The following is an 18734-nucleotide window of genomic DNA, read 5'->3' as shown; positions in this document are numbered from 1 at the left end:
CTTTAACTAAGTAAAATTATGAAATATTTTAAACACCTAAATGGTGTAAGGGATAAATATTGGCTAATAAAGTCTGTATTAATAATGAAATTGACTACTATATTAGTAATAGCCTTAAATCTTCAAGCAGTTGCCGGTGCGTTTTCACAAACAACGGTCACTATTAAAACAAAATCGGCCGATTTTGCAAAAACAATTGCCCAGATACAAAAGCAAACCAAGTATCATTTCGTGTTCAGCGAAAAAAAGATACCTGTAACAAAAGGCATCGAGCTAAACTTTGAAAATGCCGAAGCCACAACCGTACTCGACAGGCTTTTAAAGAATACTGAATTTACTTACACGCAGCTACAGAACGACCTGATTGTAATAAGCAAAAAAGGTGAATTTGTAAACGACGCTGTTGTAAAAGGTAAGGTAGTTGATGAAAATGGCGACCCGATGCCGGGTGTATCTGTTACCGTAAAAGGTACTACAACAGGTACGCAAACAGGCGGCGATGGTACCTTTACCATTAACGCGCCTGATAACGCTACTTTAGTATTCTCATCAATAGGCTATACTTCACAAGAAATTGTTGTTGCCGGCAAAACAGTGATCAACGTTAGCTTGGTGCCTTCAAAAAACGACCTTAAAGAGGTAGTTGTAACTGCATTGGGTATCAGCAAAGAGCAAAAGAAATTAGGTTACTCGGTAACTACTGTAAACGGCGAAAACCTTAATAAAGCTAAAGAAACCAACGTTGCCTTATCATTACAAGGTCGTGTGGCTGGTTTAAGCGTAGGTGGTTCAAACGGTGGTCCGGGTTCATCAGCAAGGGTGTTACTGCGTGGTTTAACCAGTTTTACAGCGGGTAGCCCTTTATACGTAATTAACGGTGTGCCAATGGATAACACCCAGCGTGGTGCATCAGGCGAGTGGGGCGGTGCCGATTATGGTGATGGTATATCAAACATTAACCCTGATGATATTGAGTCGATGACCGTATTGAAAGGTCAGTCGGCTTCGGCGCTTTATGGTTCACGCGCTGTAAACGGTGTAATTTTAATCACTACCAAAACCGGTAAAAAGAATTCACCATTCGGTGTTGAGTTCAATACGAACGTACAGCTTGATAAGGCAGTAGATAATACTGATTTTCAACAGATATATGGCCAGGGTATATTAAATGCCGCAGGTGTAGCTGCAAAACCAACTTCGCTTGCTGAAGCTCGTAACTCGGGTAGCTTAGCTTGGGGTACAAAAATGGATGGTAGCAGTGTAATTCAGATAGATGGGAAAGAACACCCTTATTCTCCGGTAAGCAATTACATTGATTTTTATCGTACAGCCCCATCTTTTACCAATACTGTAGCTTTTACAAGCGGTGGTAAAGATGGTGCTTTCAGGTTATCGCTATCAGACCTGCGTGCCAATTCAATGGTTCGTAACAGTTATCTCGACAGAAAGACTTTTAACTTTAACGGAAGCCAGCAGATAACTCCAAAATTAAATGTAAATGTGGTGGCTAACTATGTACTTGAAAATTCAAAGAACAGATCAGGCTTAAGCGATGGCCCGGGTAACCCTAATAACGTACAGTTTTTAGCGCCTAACCAAGATCAGGCTACTTTGGCCCCGGGTACAACGCCTGATGGCAAAGAATTAACGTTTACCGATGACAGTTATGTTACCAACCCGTATTTTGCTGCAAACTATTTTCAAAAAAATGTTAAAAGAAATCGTTTGATATCTTCAATATCTGCAAAATATGATCTTACTGATTGGATATATGCTCAAGCTCGTGTAGGTTATGATGCAAGCAACGATTTAAGGGTTGATATTGAACCAACCGGTACTGGTTACCGCGGCGATTTTGGTACAATGAATCAAACCAATGCACAAATTACCGAATTCAATACCGATGTGCTGGTAAACGCAAAACGTGATATTATTAAAGATGTATTGAACCTTGATTTAAGTATTGGCGGTAACATCCGTAAAACTGATTATACAGGTACATTCATTAATGGTCAGGGTGGGTTTACATTACCATATTTTTATAGTTTAAAGAATTTTAAGTCTCGCGACTCGGGCCCAATTGCAGATCTGAGCAAAAAACAAGTAAACTCTGCGTACTATTCAGCTGATTTTTCTATAAAGAACTTCTTAGTGATCAGCACAACTGGTCGTTATGATTATTACAGTACAATTTCAAATTCAGTTGGCCCTGGAATATTCTCCCCATCGGTTTCGGGTAGTTTCATCTTTTCTGAAATCTACCATATGAATAATGTTGATTTAGGTAAAGTACGTTTGTCATTTGCACAAACCAGTAACGATGCACCTGCTTATGCCAACCAGGTTTATTACGACCTTAATAATGCTATTAATGGTGTAGTTACAGGTGGTTTTAGCAGCCAGTTGCCAAACTTATTCTTAAAACCATTTACCCTGAAAGAGGTTGAAGCCGGTTTGGAAATGAAATTCTGGCATGACAGGTTTGGTTTTGATGCTACTTTCTTTTCACGTAAAACAAGCAACGAGATTATCAATGGTAACTTAGACTGGTCAGTAGGTTACAGCAACCGTTACATAGGTACAGGCTCTACACAAAACCGTGGTATTGAGCTTGAATTACACGGTACTCCGGTTAAAACAGCTAATTTTAGCTGGACACCGTCATTTAACTTTACTTATGTAAAAAATAAGGTATTGCAAACTGATGGTATAACCAATGATAATTTTAACCTTGGTAGGTTCCGTCCTTCAGCAAGTTCGGGTACTGCAATAACTGCTTTAGTAGCAGGACTTTCAGGGCCGCAAATTTTAGCTACAGACTATAAACGAGATGCGTCAGGTAACATTGTTTATGATGCAGCCGGTTTGCCACAGGCAGGTAATCTTATACCAATGGGTTCTACCATTCCTAAAATTTATGGTGGTTTCAATAACACATTTAACTACAAACAGTTTAATTTAGGTTTTCTTATTGATTACCGCTTTGGCAATAAGGTACTTTCAGCAACTGAATACTATAGCATATTCAGAGGTTTAAACAAACTTACGCTTACTGGTCGTGAAACAGGTGTTGTTGGCGCGGGTGTTAACGCAGCCGGTGCTGCCAATACGGTAAGTGCTCCTGCTCAAACTTACTATCAGGCATTAGCTCGTAATGTTGGAACAATGAGTGTGCTGGATGGCAGTTTTATTAAGTTACGTCAGGTTACTTTGGGTTATACCTTTAACTCAACATTCCTTAGAGGTACACCATTCAGCAGCATAGGTGTATCTGCAGTAGCCCGTAACCTTTGGACCATTATGAAGCATACTGATAACATTGATCCGGAATCGGGTTTCTCAAACGATGTTAAATATGCCGGTATTGAAGGTACCAGTTTGCCTTTCGCCAGAACCTATGGTTTAAACGTAAACTTCAAATTCAAAAACTAATCAAATGAAAAAACGATATATTCTCGGCTTTCTGGTAGCGGGTGCTACATTACTGGCAAGCTGTACAAAAAACTTTGAAGAGTTGAACACTAATCCCGATAAAACAACGGGAGAGTTTATCGACCCAAACTATTTACTTTCGCAATCGCAAATTACTTTTTCTCAAACCGGGTATGACCAGTTACTTTTTCAAAGTATGTGGGTGCAATCTTTAGCGTCAACGTTTAATTATTACTATAACGGCGATAAATATGTATTGGCCAGTGCCGGTACCGGGTACTATACATATACATGGAACCGCGCCTATCAGGGATATACACTTATTTATGAGATGAAGCAACTCATTAAAGATAAAGCTGAATATGCTAACCTTAATGCTTGCGGTACTATTATGACTGCTTTAATGATGCAGCGATTAACTGATTTGTACGGCAGCATTCCTTACACCGAGGCGGCGCAGGCAAAGTACGGTAACCTTACTCCTAAGTTTGATACGCAGGAGTTTATTTATACCGATTTATTAAAGCAGTTAGAAACCGCAACCGCTACGCTTGATGCATCTAAAGCCGGCCCAACAACTGATTTATTCTATGGTGGTAGTGTTGACAGATGGAAACGCCTTGGTTATTCGGTGATGTTAAGAATGGCTATGCGCCTGGTTAAGGTTGCTCCTGAAATGGCGAAGCAGTATACTGAAAAAGCATATGCCGGTGGTACAATGAAAGAAATTGACGACAATGCAAGAGTTATGGCAGATGTAAACAATGCTTCAAACAGTAACTCGGATGTGTTGCGTACACCAGACGATTTCAGAGAAGTACGTTGGGGTAAAACGCTTATCGATTACATGAAAACAACAAATGATCCGCGTATTCCGGCAATTGCTGAAATTACCACAAAAAATGGTTTGACAGCCAATCAAACTCAAACTGCCGGTAACAATACCGCAAGCTTGCAAATGGGTATGCCAAATGGTTATACCACCAGCTCAATTGCAAATGCACCCGGTTACCCTGGTGCAACGCCTGCAGACCCTGCTGTACAAGGCGACGCTCCGGCTCCTTTGGGTAAATACTCCCGCCCACGTTTCGATGTGTATGCAACCGACAGGGGGAGTGCCAACTTCATTTATACTTATGGCGAATCGGAATTATTATTAGCCGAGGCAGCCACAAAAGGCTGGGCAGCAGGTAATGCAGCTGAGCATTATAAAAATGCTTTAACTGCAGATTTGGCTACCCTTGCGAAATACAATGCTTCTGGTGTCGCTGCGGTAGCACCTGCTGATATTACGGCTTATGTAAACGCACATCCATTATTAACTTCAACAGCTTTAGAGCAGATAAATATGGAGTACTGGGTAACAACATCAGCTACATTTAATTTTAATGAGTCTTTTGCCAATTGGAGAAGATCGGGTTATCCGGTATTAACACCAGTTACCTTCACCGGGCAGTATATCAATGGTCAGGTTCCACGCAGGATGCCTTACCCAACCACGCTTTTATCAACCAATAATGCTAACTATCAGGCAGCCGTTAAAGGTATGGGTGGAAGCGATGATTTCGCTACCCGTGTTTGGTGGGATAAACAATAATTTTTAATAATTACCGGCATGGCGGCAAAATACATGTGCCATGCCGGTTTTTATCTCCTTTCTTTTTTCGCTCACTTAATTTCCGGGGCAAATGTTAATTAATGTTATACGTTTTTCTTATAGCCTAAGCCGGTTGTGCCTTGTAGTGGCCTTGCTTTTTGCCTTAATGGGTACGGCAACCGCGCAGCAACCGCTGTTTAAGCAAGTGCTGGCTAAAGAGAGCGGTATAGCTTTTAGCAATAACATTAACGAGAACGAATCACTCAATGTGCTTTCGTACGAGTATTTTTATAACGGTGGCGGTGTTGCCGTAGGCGATATTAATAGCGATGGCCTGCCCGACCTCATGTTTACCGCCAATATGCAGCCCAATAAATTATACCTCAATTTGGGCGGTATGAAGTTTAAGGACATCACCAAAGATGCCTGCAAAGAACTGCCCGGCCGCACCAATGGCTGGAAAACCGGTGTAACCATGGCCGATGTTAACAGCGACGGTTTGCTGGATATTTACATATGCTATTCGGGCAAAACAGAATTGGATGTTCGCCGAAACCAACTTTTTATCAATCAGGGTAACAATAAATTTAAGGAAGAAGCCAAAGCTTATGGTTTGGATGATCCGGGATATAGTACCCAGGCCGCTTTTTTTGATTACGACAACGATGGCGATCTGGACATGTTCTTGCTGAATCATAACATAAAGAAGATTGATAACATGGAACTGGCCCGCTATAAAAGCGAAACAGACCAGTTTGCGAGCAATAAGCTTTTCGAAAATAATGGCAATCATTTTACTGATGTTTCGCAAAAAGCCGGTATTATACAAAACCCGCTTACGTTTGGCCTCGGCATAGCCATTGCCGATATCAATAAGGATGGCTTTGCCGATGTGTACGTTACTAACGATTATAACGAACCCGACTACATCTACATAAACAATAAGAACAAAACCTTTACCGATGGCTCAAAAACCATGTTGAGGCATATAGCTCATTTTTCGATGGGGGTTGATATTGCCGATATTAATAACGACGCGCAACCCGATATTTTAACACTCGATATGCTGCCCGAAGATAATCATCGCCAAAAATCGTTACAGCTTGAAGAAAATTACGAAGCTTTTGAGCTGATGCTGCGACAGGATCTGCACAGGCAATACATGCGCAACATGCTGCAATTAAACAATGGCGACGGTACTTTTAGTGAGATAGCTAATCTTGCCGGCGTGGGCGCTACCGACTGGAGCTGGTGCCCGCTTATTGCCGATTTTGATAACGATGGTTACAAGGATATTTTTATAAGCAACGGTTACCTGCGCGATTATACCAATAAAGACTTTTTACGCTATTGGGGCGACTATAAGATAAAAAAGGCCATGAACCGCGAACCATTTTTACTGATGGATCTCGTTATGGCCATGCCGTCAACCGCGCTGCCCAATTACATATTCAAGAACAATCACGACCTTACTTTTACCAATAAAAAAACAGACTGGGGTATTACCGAAGCCGCGGTATCAAACGGGGCGGTATATGCCGACTTGGATAATGACGGCGATCTCGACCTGGTGATCAATAACATTAACAAGCCCGCATCCGTCTATCAAAATACGTTAAACGACAACAAGGCGAACACTTACCTCGCGATAAAGCTAAACGGTGCTAAGCCCAATGTTAATGCCATAGGGGCAAAGGTTTATGTGTACGCCAATGGTAATATGCAATACCAGGAGGTTAACCCTAACAGGGGCTACCTGTCGTGCGTATCAACAACGCTTAACTTTGGCTTGAGCGGAAAAGCCGTTGTCGATTCGGTAAACATTGTTTGGCCTGATCAGTCTAAGCAAACACTGAAAACGGTTAACGCTAATCAGTTACTTAAGGTAGATATGCCGACCGGGGCGGCAAAAGATAAAAAGGAAGTGGCTGTTGCCAAAACAGTGTTCCAAAAGTCGGCGGCGCTTATTGATTTTAGTCCCGAAGAAATTACGCTTAACGATTTTAAGCGCCAGCTGCTGATGACGTTCATGTTATCGAAAACCGCCCCTGTGATAGCCAAAGCCGATGTAAATAAAGACGGGCTTGAAGATATATATGTTAGCGGCGATAAGGATGGCATAGGTAAGATGTATCTGCAACAAGTTAACGGTACGTTTAAGCAGGTTGATATTATCCGTGGTAAAACCGAAAACATGGGTACCATTGCCGCCGCCGCGTTTTTTGATGCCAATGGCGATGGCGCTCCCGATTTGTACCTGGCAAGGGGAGGATATGCCCTATATCAACCCAATACAGCCGACCTTAACGACGAACTATATCTTAACGATGGCAAGGGCAAATTCGTTTTAACGGTAACAGCCCTGCCCGATCAGTTAAATGCAAGCGCGAAATCGTGCGTACGGCCATGTGATTTTGATAACGACGGCGATATCGACCTGTTTGTAGGCGGTCGTGTTATACCGGGAAAATATCCGCTGGCGCCGCAAAGCTATTTACTGGTTAACGATGGTAAAGGGCACTTTACAAAGGCCGATGTTCCGTTTGCAACGATAGGTATGGTTACCGATGCGCAATGGGTGGATCTGGATAATGACAAACGCAAGGACCTGGTTATTTGCGGCGAATTTATGCCGGTAACCGTTTACCTGAATGGTAAAACCGGCTTTGAAGATAAAACCGCCGCGTACTTTAGCAGCCCGCAAAAGGGGATATGGTTAAGCATGGCGGTTGCCGATGTAAATGGTGATGGCCAGCCCGATATTATAGCCGGTAACCTCGGTTTGAACACACAGGTACGCGCTACCGAAAAACAACCTGCCGAACTTTATTTTGCCGATTTTGATAACAATGGTTCGGTTGATCCTTTCCTTAATTTTTATGTACAGGGCACCAGTTACCCTTTTGTAAGCCGGGACGAGATCAATGAGCAGATCTACCCGATGCGGAGAAAGTTTACATCGTACAAAGATTATGCTGATGTAACCATAAAAGATATTTTTAGTGCCGATGATCTTAAAAAGGCTGGCTATCTCACCGCTACTGAAACCCGTACCATGTGCTACATCAACAAGGGCGGAAAGTTTGAAGCGTTTAATCTGCCGGTGGAGGCTCAATTTTCGGCGGTAACGCAAATACTCACTGCCGATTTTGATAAGGATGGCAAAACGGATCTGCTGTTAATGGGTAACCATGCCGATAACAGGCTTAAGCTGGGCAGTTTTGATGCCAATTACGGCTGCCTGTTAAAAGGTGATGGCAAAGCCGGATTTACTTATGTATCACAAAAACTGTCAGGCTTATCGGTCGCAGGCGATGTAAAATCGGCCTTAACGGCAACTATCGGCAAAGCATCTTATTTATTGATCGGCCTTGCGCAGGGGCCTCTGCAATTTTATAAAATTCCATGAGTATCCGTAAAACTATAGCATTGTTGGTTATGCTTATGCTGGGGCAATACGGCATGGCGCAAAAACGCGATAAAGGTTTTCCTGACTACCTGTCGCCCGAGCACGCGGTAAATACCGTAACCATGGTAATGGTGCACGATGTGGTCGGCCCGCCGATAGCGGCCCGGTACTATGCCTATTGCATGATGGGTGCTTACAACATTGTCGCCGCGCACGATCGTCAGTTTCCGCCGCTGAATAAATTTTTAAAGAGTTATAAAACACCATACGAGCCCGATACCGCTAACAAAGCTTATGATTACCGCATAGCCGCTTATTACAGTATCCTCGAAAGTGCCAAACTGCTGCTGCCATCGGGTTATACCATTAAAGACGATCAGGGGGCATTTGTAAGCCTGTTGCTTAAGGTGGGTATTAAACAGGCGGTGATCGACAACTCCATCGCGGCGGCCGAAAAAGCATCGATGCAGGTGGTAGCTTTTTCTAAAGGCGACCATTACGGGCAATTGAGCGCGCTTAAAAGGTATACGCCTTTAAAGGAAGAAGGCCACTGGTACCCAACGCCGCCGGGATATTTTGAAGCATTAGAGCCTAACTGGCGTACCATACGCACTTTGGTTATTGATACCTCAACCCAGTTTAAACCTGCGCCGCTCATCGTTTTTAGTAAAGATACCGCGTCGGCATTTCACAGGCAGGTACTGGCTGTTTACAATGCCTCAAAGCGCTTAACCGATGAGCAGATAAACCAGGCCTTGTTTTGGGATTGTAATCCTTTTGCCATTACCACATCGGGTCACATGTCTATCGGCTATAAAAAGATCAGTCCCGGAGGGCATTGGATGCACATTACCGGGCTGGTGGCCAAACAAGCGAAGCTGACCTTCGGGCAATCAATTGTGGCCCTAACATTAGAAGGGGTTACCTTGATGGATGCCTTTATAAGCTGTTGGGAAGAGAAATTTGCCAGCAACCGCATTCGCCCCGAAACTTATATAAACAAGTACATGGATATTAAGTGGAAGCCCGTATTACAAACGCCGCCGTTTCCTGAATATACCAGCGGCCACGCGGTTATTTCGCAGGCATCGGCCGAAATACTTACTTACTTGCTTGGTGATAACTTTAAATATGAGGACGATACCGAGATACCGTTTGGCAGCGGCAAACGCTCGTTCAGTTCTTTCAGGCAGGCCGCCAATGAGGCGAGCATGTCGAGGTTTTATGGTGGTATACATTATTTCGACAGTATAAATAACGGAAATGCACAGGGCAAGGCTGTGGCCGGTTACATAGTAACGAAAGTTGCTGATGCCGGTATAAAGCCTTTTAAATAATGATGAGATTAATTTTTAGAACCACGTGAGAGTATTAAGTGCTAATTTTTCTTTGTTAAATGAATATCCGCAGCTGGTAAAGCTTTTGAGCTATCACGGCTCGCTGTCGGCTACGGAGTTGAGTAACCTTTTGGGCAAAAGCATACCTTACGTAAATAAGTTGGTAAGCGAACTGCTTGATGCCGAAATAGTGGAGCGCAAGGGTTACGCCACATCCAGCGGTGGCCGTAAGCCGGTTAAGTTTTCGTTGGTGGCCGATAGTTTCTACATCGTTTCTGTTGCCATGAGCCAGTATGATATGGAGTACGTGGTGCTTGATATGAAGGGCAACTTTGTAAGCGAAGTAAAAAAGCATAAGATAGATATCTATACTATGCACGCCAAAGAGCTTGCAGACCTGATCAACGCGTTCCTGTATACGGTCACCATTCCGGTAGAGCGGGTAATCAGCGTTAGCATCTCTATGCCGGGTTTTGTATCAACCGAACGGGGGATGAACTTAACCTATTTGCCCGTAACAGGTTCATCGCTCACAAGTGTATTACAAGAGGCTATACAGATTCCCGTTTTTATTGAAAATGACTCTACCGCGATAGCGTTGGGCGAAAAAACCTTCGGTACAGCCATCGGCCAAAACGATGCCATGGTGCTCAATTTAGGCTGGGGGATAGGCTTAGGGATGATATTGGATAATAAGGTGTTCAGGGGCCACAGCGGCCTGGCGGGCGAATTCAGTCATATCTCATTATTTAATAACGGTAAGATATGCGCCTGTGGTAAACGCGGCTGTTTGGAAACCGAATCGTCAATGCGGGCGCTTACCGGCAAGGTACGTACCGAACTGGAGAACGGCCAAAAAAGCAGCCTGATGAACTACGAAGAGATTGACATTGACGCCATTGTTACCGAAGCCTTAAAAGGCGATATGCTTTCGGTAAGGCTGATATCGGAAGCGGCATACAACATTGGCCGTGGCCTGGCTATGCTCATCCACATCATGAATCCTTCAATTATTTTATTGAGCGGCAGGGCAAGCGTAATTGGCAAACTGTGGCTTTCGCCAATACAGCAGGCCATTTATGAGCATAGTATACCACAACTGGCCAATGATACCCAACTGCTGATATCAGAGCTGAATGTGAAGGCGCAACTACTGGGCGGTGCTGTTTTGGTGATAGAAAACCTGGGCCAGCCGCTAAAAAATAAAATTAACGAGATAGAAAAAAACTAAAGCGATTATAATGCATAAAAATATTACCCCTTTTAAACTGATAGCGCTGTTATCGGCATTTCTGTTAAACGGCTTTTGGGCTGCTGCGCAGGTGCACGATATTTCAAAAAAATACCACAAACCAACCGACGCGGCCGTACTTAAGAAACTCGATCAATGGCAGGACCTAAAGTTTGGCCTGTTTATGCACTGGGGAACTTACAGCCAGTGGGGCGTAGTTGAAAGCTGGAGCATTTGCCCCGAAGACGAAGGATGGACACAGCGTAAAGGCCCTTACGGTGCCACTTATAACGGGTACGTAAAGGCTTATGAAAACCTGCAAACCACGTTTAATCCTGCCAAATTTGACCCGGATAAATGGGTTAAGGCTGCCGAACATGCAGGTATGAAGTACGTGGTTTTTACCACCAAGCACCACGATGGTTTCGCCATGTTTGATACCAAGCAGTCGGACTATAAAATTACGGATGCCAAAACGCCGTTCTCTACTAACCCTAAAGCCAACGTTACCAAAGAGATCTTTTCGGCATTTAAGAAGAAGGACTTTATGATAGGCGCTTATTTCTCCAAACCCGACTGGCATTCAAAAGATTACTGGTGGCCATACTTTCCGCCTAAAGACAGGAACGTGAATTACGACCCGGCCAAGCATCCCGAAAATTGGAACAAGTTTAAGGATTTCACCTACAACCAAATTCAGGAGTTGATGACGGGTTATGGCCCGGTAGATATACTATGGCTTGATGGCGGCTGGGTGAGGCCAAAGGCTACCATTGATACCGCGGTTGAATGGCAGCGTACCATACAATTCGATCAGGATATAGATATGCCTAAAATTGTGGGTATGGCTCGTAAAAACCAGCCCGGTTTAATAGTGGTTGACCGTACCGTACCCGGCGAATTTGAAAACTATACCACACCCGAGCAGGAAGTCCCTGAAAAACCGTTGAGCTATCCCTGGGAGAGCTGTATCACCATGGGTAATTCGTGGAGTTATGTACCCGGTGATCATTACAAATCGGCACATGATATTATAGGGTTGTTAGTGAAGATCGTATCGCGCGGAGGTAACTTGCTGATGAATATTGGCCCCGGCCCGGATGGTGACTGGGATCCGGAAGCTTACAAACGCCTTGATGCTATTGGCAACTGGATCACCATAAACGGCGAAGGGATTTATAACTCACGCGCGGTAGCCCCTTACGGTAATGGCAATGTGTATTATACCAAATCAAAGGACAAGCAAATAGTTTATATTTATGTACTGGCAAACGATAAGACGAAAGCTATACCTGCCGAAGTAAACATTGATTTGCCCGGTATTAATGGGGTTAAAAAAGTAACCCTTTTGGGTGCTAAGCAAAGCCTTAAGTGGAAAAAATCTGCTACAGGCATCACTGTGGCTAACTACGCTACAGCATATAACAAAGCAGGCCTGTTAGAGGCAGGCTGCATAAAAATAGAATACAAATAACCTTACCTTTCAATTAAATCATTCATTAACAGTAATTATCAGTTTTGAAAAAAAGGAATTTAAATTGTACGGCATTGCCGGTTGCGTCACTTCTTAAGGTTTGTTTGGCGGTTGTTTTGGCCGGTAGCATCAACACCGTATTTGCACAAACAGAGTATGAACTTAACAGCGGCTGGAAGCTGAAAAAGGCAGCCGATGTAAGCAGTAACGGAAGCTTGATATCTAAAACAGACTTCGCCCTTACCTCATGGGAGAATGCCACAGTACCCGGAACGGTTTTAACCTCGCAGCTAAACAACAAGCAGGTGCCCGACCCATTCTACGGACTAAATAACGAACAGATCCCCGATATTTATAAGACCGGTCGCGATTATTATACCTACTGGTTTTCAAAAGATTTTAAAGAAGCGGCGCCCGCGGGCACCAACCAGGTTTATCTGAACCTGCGTGGCGTTAACTATAGCTGCGATGTGTTCCTGAACGGGCATAAACTTAACGCTAAACTGCATAAGGGCATGTTTTTACGCCAGCGTTATAACATAACCCAATGGATAGCTAAAGACGGTAACAACCGTTTGGCTGTTATCGTTTATCCGCCCGATGTGGTTGGCAATGCCAATGGCGGGCAGGGCGGCGATGGTACTATTGCCAAAGGCGTTGGCCTGCAATACACCGCCGGCTGGGACTGGATACAACCTATCCGCGACCGCAATACCGGGATCTGGGATAAGGTGACCATTGAGCGCACCGGCGCGGTAGCCATAAAAGATCCGCACGTGATTACGCTTGTAAAAGGGGTGCGTAATCCCGAAGGGCCGCAACAACCGGCTATCATCCAAATGAGTGCCGATGTTGAAAATGCCGCCGACGTACCTGTTACCGGTACGCTGCAATATAGTATCGATGGCAAACCAGTTGCGAAAAAAGTAACGCTGAAAGCTAAATCGATACAAACAGTACAGCTTGACGATTATACCCTTAATAACCCCAAACTATGGTGGCCGAATGGTTATGGTGAGCAATACCTGTATCCTGTAAAATTACAGTTTGTAGCAGGTGGCAAGGTATCTGACCAGGAAGAGATTAAAGTAGGCGTACGCCAGATCACTACCCAATGGAACGACAAGACCGAAAGCAAGCAGGTAAACGTTAACGGGCAAAAGATATTTATAAAAGGCGGTAACTGGATCATCTCTGACGCCATGCTGCGCTTTACCGATAAACGTTACGATGCCGAAGTACGTTTTCACCGTGATATGAACCTTAACCTGATACGGGTTTGGGGAGGCGCGCTGATTGAACGCCCTGAATTTTATGAGGCCTGCGACAAATACGGCTTGTTGGTTTTCCAGGACCTTTGGGGATCTGGCGATTGCAATGGCCGCTGGGTTGACCCGATGAAGCTGGAAGATCAGTGGACCCGCCGCAAGTACCCGGATGACCATAGCCTGTACCTCGAATCGATAATTGACCAGGTGAAGATGGTGCGTAACTATCCATCGCTGGCTATGTGGTGCGGTGGTAACGAGATCACCCCGCCCGAAGATATCCTGATAGCCCTGCGCGACAAAATTATGCCGCGACTGGATAATACCCGCTGGTTTATTGAATACTCTAACTCCGAAACCATGTCGCGCAATGTATTGGGTGGCAATGGCGACGGGCCTTACGGTATCCAGCCGCTTTCAGTATTCTGGGATTTTAAAACTTTTCCTTTTAACTCCGAGGTTGGCTCGGTTGGGGTTGGCGATATCGAATCGTTAAAACGCTTTATGCCCGCGGCCAATATGGAGGCATTGCCCGAGTTTGACGAAGCCAACGGTAAAACAAAAACAGACCCGGTTTGGGATTATCATAAATACATAGGTTACGATGCCGTTATCAATAAGTACGGTAAACCAAAGGACGCTACCGATTTTACAGCCAAAGCGCAGCTGGTAAACTACGATCAGTACCGTGGCCTGATGGAAGGTTTCAGTTCGCATATGTGGGATTGGTATACAGGTGTGATCATCTGGAAAACACAAAACCCGTGGACATCTATGCGCGGGCAGATGTATGATTATTACCTCGACCCTAATGCCTGTTTGTATGGCCTGCACAATGGCAGCCAGCCCCTGCACATCATGTACAATCCCGGCGACGGTATGGTAATGGTGGCCAATAATACCTTTAAGGCACATACCAACATGATGCTGGTGGCCAAAATTTTCAACATGGCAGGCAAGGAAACCATGATTACGCAAGTCTTCTCGGATGTTACCGAAACCACCACAAAAAGGTACCTGTCGGTTAAAAAACAACTGGATGAGGCCGCTAAAGAAGAAGGCGCTTTCCTGATGCTGCAACTGGTAGACCATGATAAAAAAGTGATCAGCGAAAATGTTTATTGGGTAGCCGATGAAAAAGGCATGTATTCGGGGCTGCAAAAAATGCCGGCGTCACAGGTGAAAACTGTGGCTAAGCAAACAGCGCCGGGCAAAATAGAAGTCACGCTTACCAATCCCGAAAATGCACCGCTTGCATTCTTCAACCGTTTATCATTGGTTGAAGCACAGGGCGGCAAACGCTTACTGCCTGTTTTTTACAGTGATAACTATGTATCGGTATTGCCGGGCCAAAGCAAAACGGTAACCATTACTTATGATACCGCGCAGTACAAAACCTTACCGGCAGTAAGTCTTTATGGCTGGAACTTAAAGGAACAAACCATACAAATAGCTAACTGATACCCCATATTAATTTAACCACCATAACATGAGCACACTAACGCAGGCGGCAGAAATAGAAACTGTTGAAACAAAAAAAACGGGCGGGGCCATATACATTATAGGCGCGCTGTTCTTCGTGTTCGGGTTTGTTACCTGGATGAACTCGGTACTTATTCCGTATTTAAAGATAGCCTGCCAGCTAACCGATTTTGAATCGTACCTGGTAGCCTTCGCTTTTTATATATCTTATTTTATAATGGCTATCCCTTCTGGCTGGTTGCTGAAAAAGATCGGCTTTAAAAAGGGCATGTCGATAGGGTTGGCGGTAATGGCTGCCGGTGCCTTGCTGTTTATACCTGCTGCGCTAACACGTACCTATGCTATTTTCCTGCTGGGGCTGTTCGTTCAGGGTATGGGCCTTACGGTATTGCAGGCCGCGTCAAACCCGTATATCACTATTTTAGGGCCCATTGAAAGTGCCGCCAAACGCATCAGCATAATGGGGATCTGTAATAAAATTGCAGGCGCGCTTGCTCCCATCGTGTTAGGTGCCATCGCCCTAAAAGATACCGACGCGTTAAAGGAACGACTGCTTACCATGACCGATTCGGAAAAAGTTATTGAACTTAATATATTGGCCAGCCGTGTAATAACGCCTTATATCTGTATCATCGTTATCCTGGTGATACTGGCCATAGCGGTAGTGTTTTCATCACTGCCGGAAATTGATACCGATAAAGAGGACGAAAGCACAGCCATCGCTAACGTAAACAAAACAAGCATCTTTCACTTTCCATACCTGCTTTTGGGTGTGTTAACATTGTTTTTGTACGTAGGTGCCGAGGTTTTGGCAGGTGATTCTATCATCGGCTATGGATCATCGCAGGGTATTCCGCTGGATACGGCCAAGTTTTTTACTACCTGTACATTGTTGTGTATGATATTGGGCTACGTGGCCGGTATTATCTGCATCCCTAAATATTTCAGTCAGCAGGCCGCGCTTAAGGTATCGGCTGTGCTGGGGCTGGTGTTTTCACTGGCAGCTATTTTTACACATGGTTATATATCGGTGTTATTTATCGCTTTGTTGGGTTTGGCCAATTCACTAATGTGGCCGGCTATATGGCCGCTGGCAATAGTTGGGCTGGGGCGTTTCACCAAAATAGGTTCATCAATGATGATCATGGCTATCGCTGGCGGCGCGGTTATACCGCCAATATATGGGTTGCTGGTAGGTAAGTTCAATGCCAGCTCGGCTTACTTTGTATTGGTGCCCTGCTATTTGTTCATATTGTATTATGCTACCAACGGCCATAAAATAGGTTTGGCAGGTAAAAAAGCTAATTAATAATGAGGATATCTGCCATTAAATATAGCGTAGCGCTTGTTGCTTTCTTATTGTGCGGCCGAGATTCCGTTTTCGCGCAAAGCGAATTTAAAGGCTTTGAAGCCATGTTTACGCAGCCTAAAAGCTATGTTGTACAGCATACCTCTACCGCCATTAAAGTTGATGGTGTATTGCAGGAGAGCGACTGGCAAAAAGTCGAATGGACAAGCAGCTTTGTAGATATTGAAGGGGCTGCCAAACCACTGCCTGCCTTTGATACCAAGGTAAAAATGCTTTGGAACGATAGCACTTTATTTATCGCTGCCAAAATGGTTGAGCCGCAGGTATGGGCTACACAAACCCATCACGATGATATTATTTATAAGGATAACGATTTCGAAATCTTCATCGACCCTGATAATGATACGCACCAGTATTTTGAGATTGAGGTAAACGCGCTCAATAAAATATTCGATCTCTTTTTATCAAAACCATACCGCAACGGCGGCGATGCCCTCATCAGTTGGGATGTTGCCGGATTAAAAAGCGCGGTAACCGTACAAGGTACGCTCAACAATACAAAAGATACCGATAAAGGCTGGACGGTAGAAATGGCTATCCCCATGAAAGCCTTAATGTTTGGTTTTAATACCGGTATACCAAAAGAGGGCGCAACCTGGCGCGTCAATTTTTCGCGTGTGGAGTGGGATACCAAAATTGTGAACGGCAAAAATGTTAAACTAAAGGACAACAGCGGTAAAAACCTGCCTGAGCGGAACTGGGTATGGTCGCCGCAGGGGGTGATAAATATGCACTGCCCCGAACGCTGGGGCTACCTGCAATTTAGCCGTAACGCGGGCCAAACCTTTACCATGCCTTACAGCGAAAAGCAAAGGCAGTGGTTATGGCTGGTTTACTATAAACAGAAAGAGTTTTTCGCGAAGAATAAAAAATATGCCATTGATCTGCCCGCTTTAGGTATGCCTGTTGAGGTTGATATAGATGGTAAGGTTAATCAACTCAGCTTAACAGCCTCGGCCAAACAGTTTAGCGCTGCTATAAATACGCAGGCAGGTGATGTGCTGATTATTAATGATGAAGGACTGGTAAAAACACAAACATACACGCCATGATAAACAGAAGGAATTTTGTTACAACAAGTTTGTTGGGCCTTGCAGCCGCTTCGGTACCGCTTAAAGGCAGTGCCAATAGTTTAAGCCCTGTAAAAAAGAAAGCGTATAAACACTGGCTTTGGATAAATCCGGATATGAAGGATACGCCCGAACAATTAAGCGCCACCTATAAAAAGTATTACGATGCCGGTATCCGCGGGATCTTTTTTGAGGCTGATAGCGAAATGCACTTCCGTACGGCTAAGGCGCAAAAGCTGGAAGCGCACCGCTGGATGTGGACCATGAACCGCGGCGAAAAAGAACTGATGGCTGCTCATCCCGAATGGTATGCCAAAAACAGGAAGGGTGAGTCGTGCGTGGATAAACCGCCTTATGTGGGCTATTACCGCTGGTTGTGTCCTTCAAAACCCGAAGTGCTCGAATACCTGTCGAACCAGGTAAGCAGCATTTTGGATAAAGATTATGTTGACGGCATCCATTTAGATTATATCCGCTTTTGCGACGTGATACTGCCCGTTAATTTATGGGACAAGTATAAGATAGAGCAAACCCGCGAACTGCCCGAATATGATTACTGCTATTGCGATGATTGCCAAAAAAAGTTTAACGAGCAGTATGGCACACCGCTCAATACAATTGAGTACCCGGAGGCCAGCCTCTCGTGGCGCTTGTTCAGGTATAATGCCATCAATAATGTAGTAAACAGCATTGCAAAGGTGGCCGGGTCGCATAAAAAACAAATTACAGCGGCCGTGTTCCCTACGCCCGAAATAGCCCGCCGCAACGTACGGCAAGACTGGACAAACTGGAACCTCAACGGTATTTGCCCCATGATATATCATGGCTTTTATAAAGAAAAGGTAGGCTGGATAGGCGATGCCGTAACCGAAGGAGTCCATTTTTTAAATAACAAGTTCCCGCTGTATGCAGGTTTGTTCCTGTCCGATTTTAATAATATTGACGAAGTAAAACAAGGTATTACATTGGCGCTAAGCAAAGGCGCGGCAGGTGTATCGTTATTCGGTTCGCCCGGCGATGACGTGCTGAACGCCCTCAAGACCAGCAGTGCCGGGGTTTAATGAT

General features: G+C 44.5%; 10 protein-coding genes. All 10 read left to right on the top strand.

Annotated features, from left to right (window positions below; all coding sequences use genetic code 11):
• Positions 1–84 precede the first annotated feature (84 nt).
• The 10 genes from ABD894_RS18135 (at position 85) to ABD894_RS18090 (ending at position 18730) form a co-directional block, all read left to right on the top strand.
• Positions 85–3432: a SusC/RagA family TonB-linked outer membrane protein gene (locus ABD894_RS18135; RefSeq protein ID WP_345212487.1), complete on the top strand. Its 3348-nt coding sequence runs from the start codon at positions 85–87 to the stop codon at positions 3430–3432.
• 4 nt (positions 3433–3436) lie between these two features.
• Complete coding sequence (locus tag ABD894_RS18130; protein WP_345212486.1) at positions 3437–5029, top strand: SusD/RagB family nutrient-binding outer membrane lipoprotein; 1593 nt, start codon at positions 3437–3439, stop codon at positions 5027–5029.
• 91 nt (positions 5030–5120) lie between these two features.
• Positions 5121–8438 carry a VCBS repeat-containing protein gene (locus tag ABD894_RS18125; RefSeq protein ID WP_345212485.1) on the top strand — a complete coding sequence of 1106 codons (3318 nt, stop codon included), beginning with the start codon at positions 5121–5123 and terminating at the stop codon, positions 8436–8438.
• Entirely contained in the window at positions 8435–9775 is a 1341-nt protein-coding gene (locus ABD894_RS18120; RefSeq protein WP_345212484.1) for a vanadium-dependent haloperoxidase, read from the top strand. The genes ABD894_RS18125 and ABD894_RS18120 overlap by 4 nt, the downstream gene beginning before the upstream one ends.
• Before the next feature lie 25 nt (positions 9776–9800).
• Positions 9801–11006, top strand: coding sequence for an ROK family transcriptional regulator (locus ABD894_RS18115; RefSeq protein WP_345212483.1), 1206 nt, complete (start codon positions 9801–9803; stop codon positions 11004–11006).
• A gap of 10 nt (positions 11007–11016) precedes the next feature.
• Positions 11017–12480 carry an alpha-L-fucosidase gene (locus ABD894_RS18110; RefSeq protein ID WP_345212482.1) on the top strand — a complete coding sequence of 488 codons (1464 nt, stop codon included), beginning with the start codon at positions 11017–11019 and terminating at the stop codon, positions 12478–12480.
• A gap of 44 nt (positions 12481–12524) precedes the next feature.
• Positions 12525–15209: a glycoside hydrolase family 2 protein gene (locus ABD894_RS18105; protein WP_345212481.1), complete on the top strand. Its 2685-nt coding sequence runs from the start codon at positions 12525–12527 to the stop codon at positions 15207–15209.
• A gap of 28 nt (positions 15210–15237) precedes the next feature.
• Entirely contained in the window at positions 15238–16539 is a 1302-nt protein-coding gene (locus ABD894_RS18100; protein ID WP_345212480.1) for a sugar MFS transporter, read from the top strand.
• Positions 16540–16541: 2 nt separating this feature from the next.
• Positions 16542–17651 carry a carbohydrate-binding family 9-like protein gene (locus tag ABD894_RS18095; protein ID WP_345212479.1) on the top strand — a complete coding sequence of 370 codons (1110 nt, stop codon included), beginning with the start codon at positions 16542–16544 and terminating at the stop codon, positions 17649–17651.
• Positions 17648–18730: a family 10 glycosylhydrolase gene (locus ABD894_RS18090; RefSeq protein WP_345212478.1), complete on the top strand. Its 1083-nt coding sequence runs from the start codon at positions 17648–17650 to the stop codon at positions 18728–18730. Before ABD894_RS18095 ends, ABD894_RS18090 begins: the two co-directional genes overlap by 4 nt.
• Positions 18731–18734: the final 4 nt, after the last annotated feature.

It is taken from the genome of Mucilaginibacter gynuensis, from assembly GCF_039541195.1.
In the GTDB taxonomy this organism is placed as follows: Bacteria; Bacteroidota; Bacteroidia; order Sphingobacteriales; family Sphingobacteriaceae; genus Mucilaginibacter; species Mucilaginibacter gynuensis.
The sequence above is the reverse complement of the archived record's forward strand: the minus strand, read 5'-3'. Positions and strand labels throughout refer to the sequence as shown.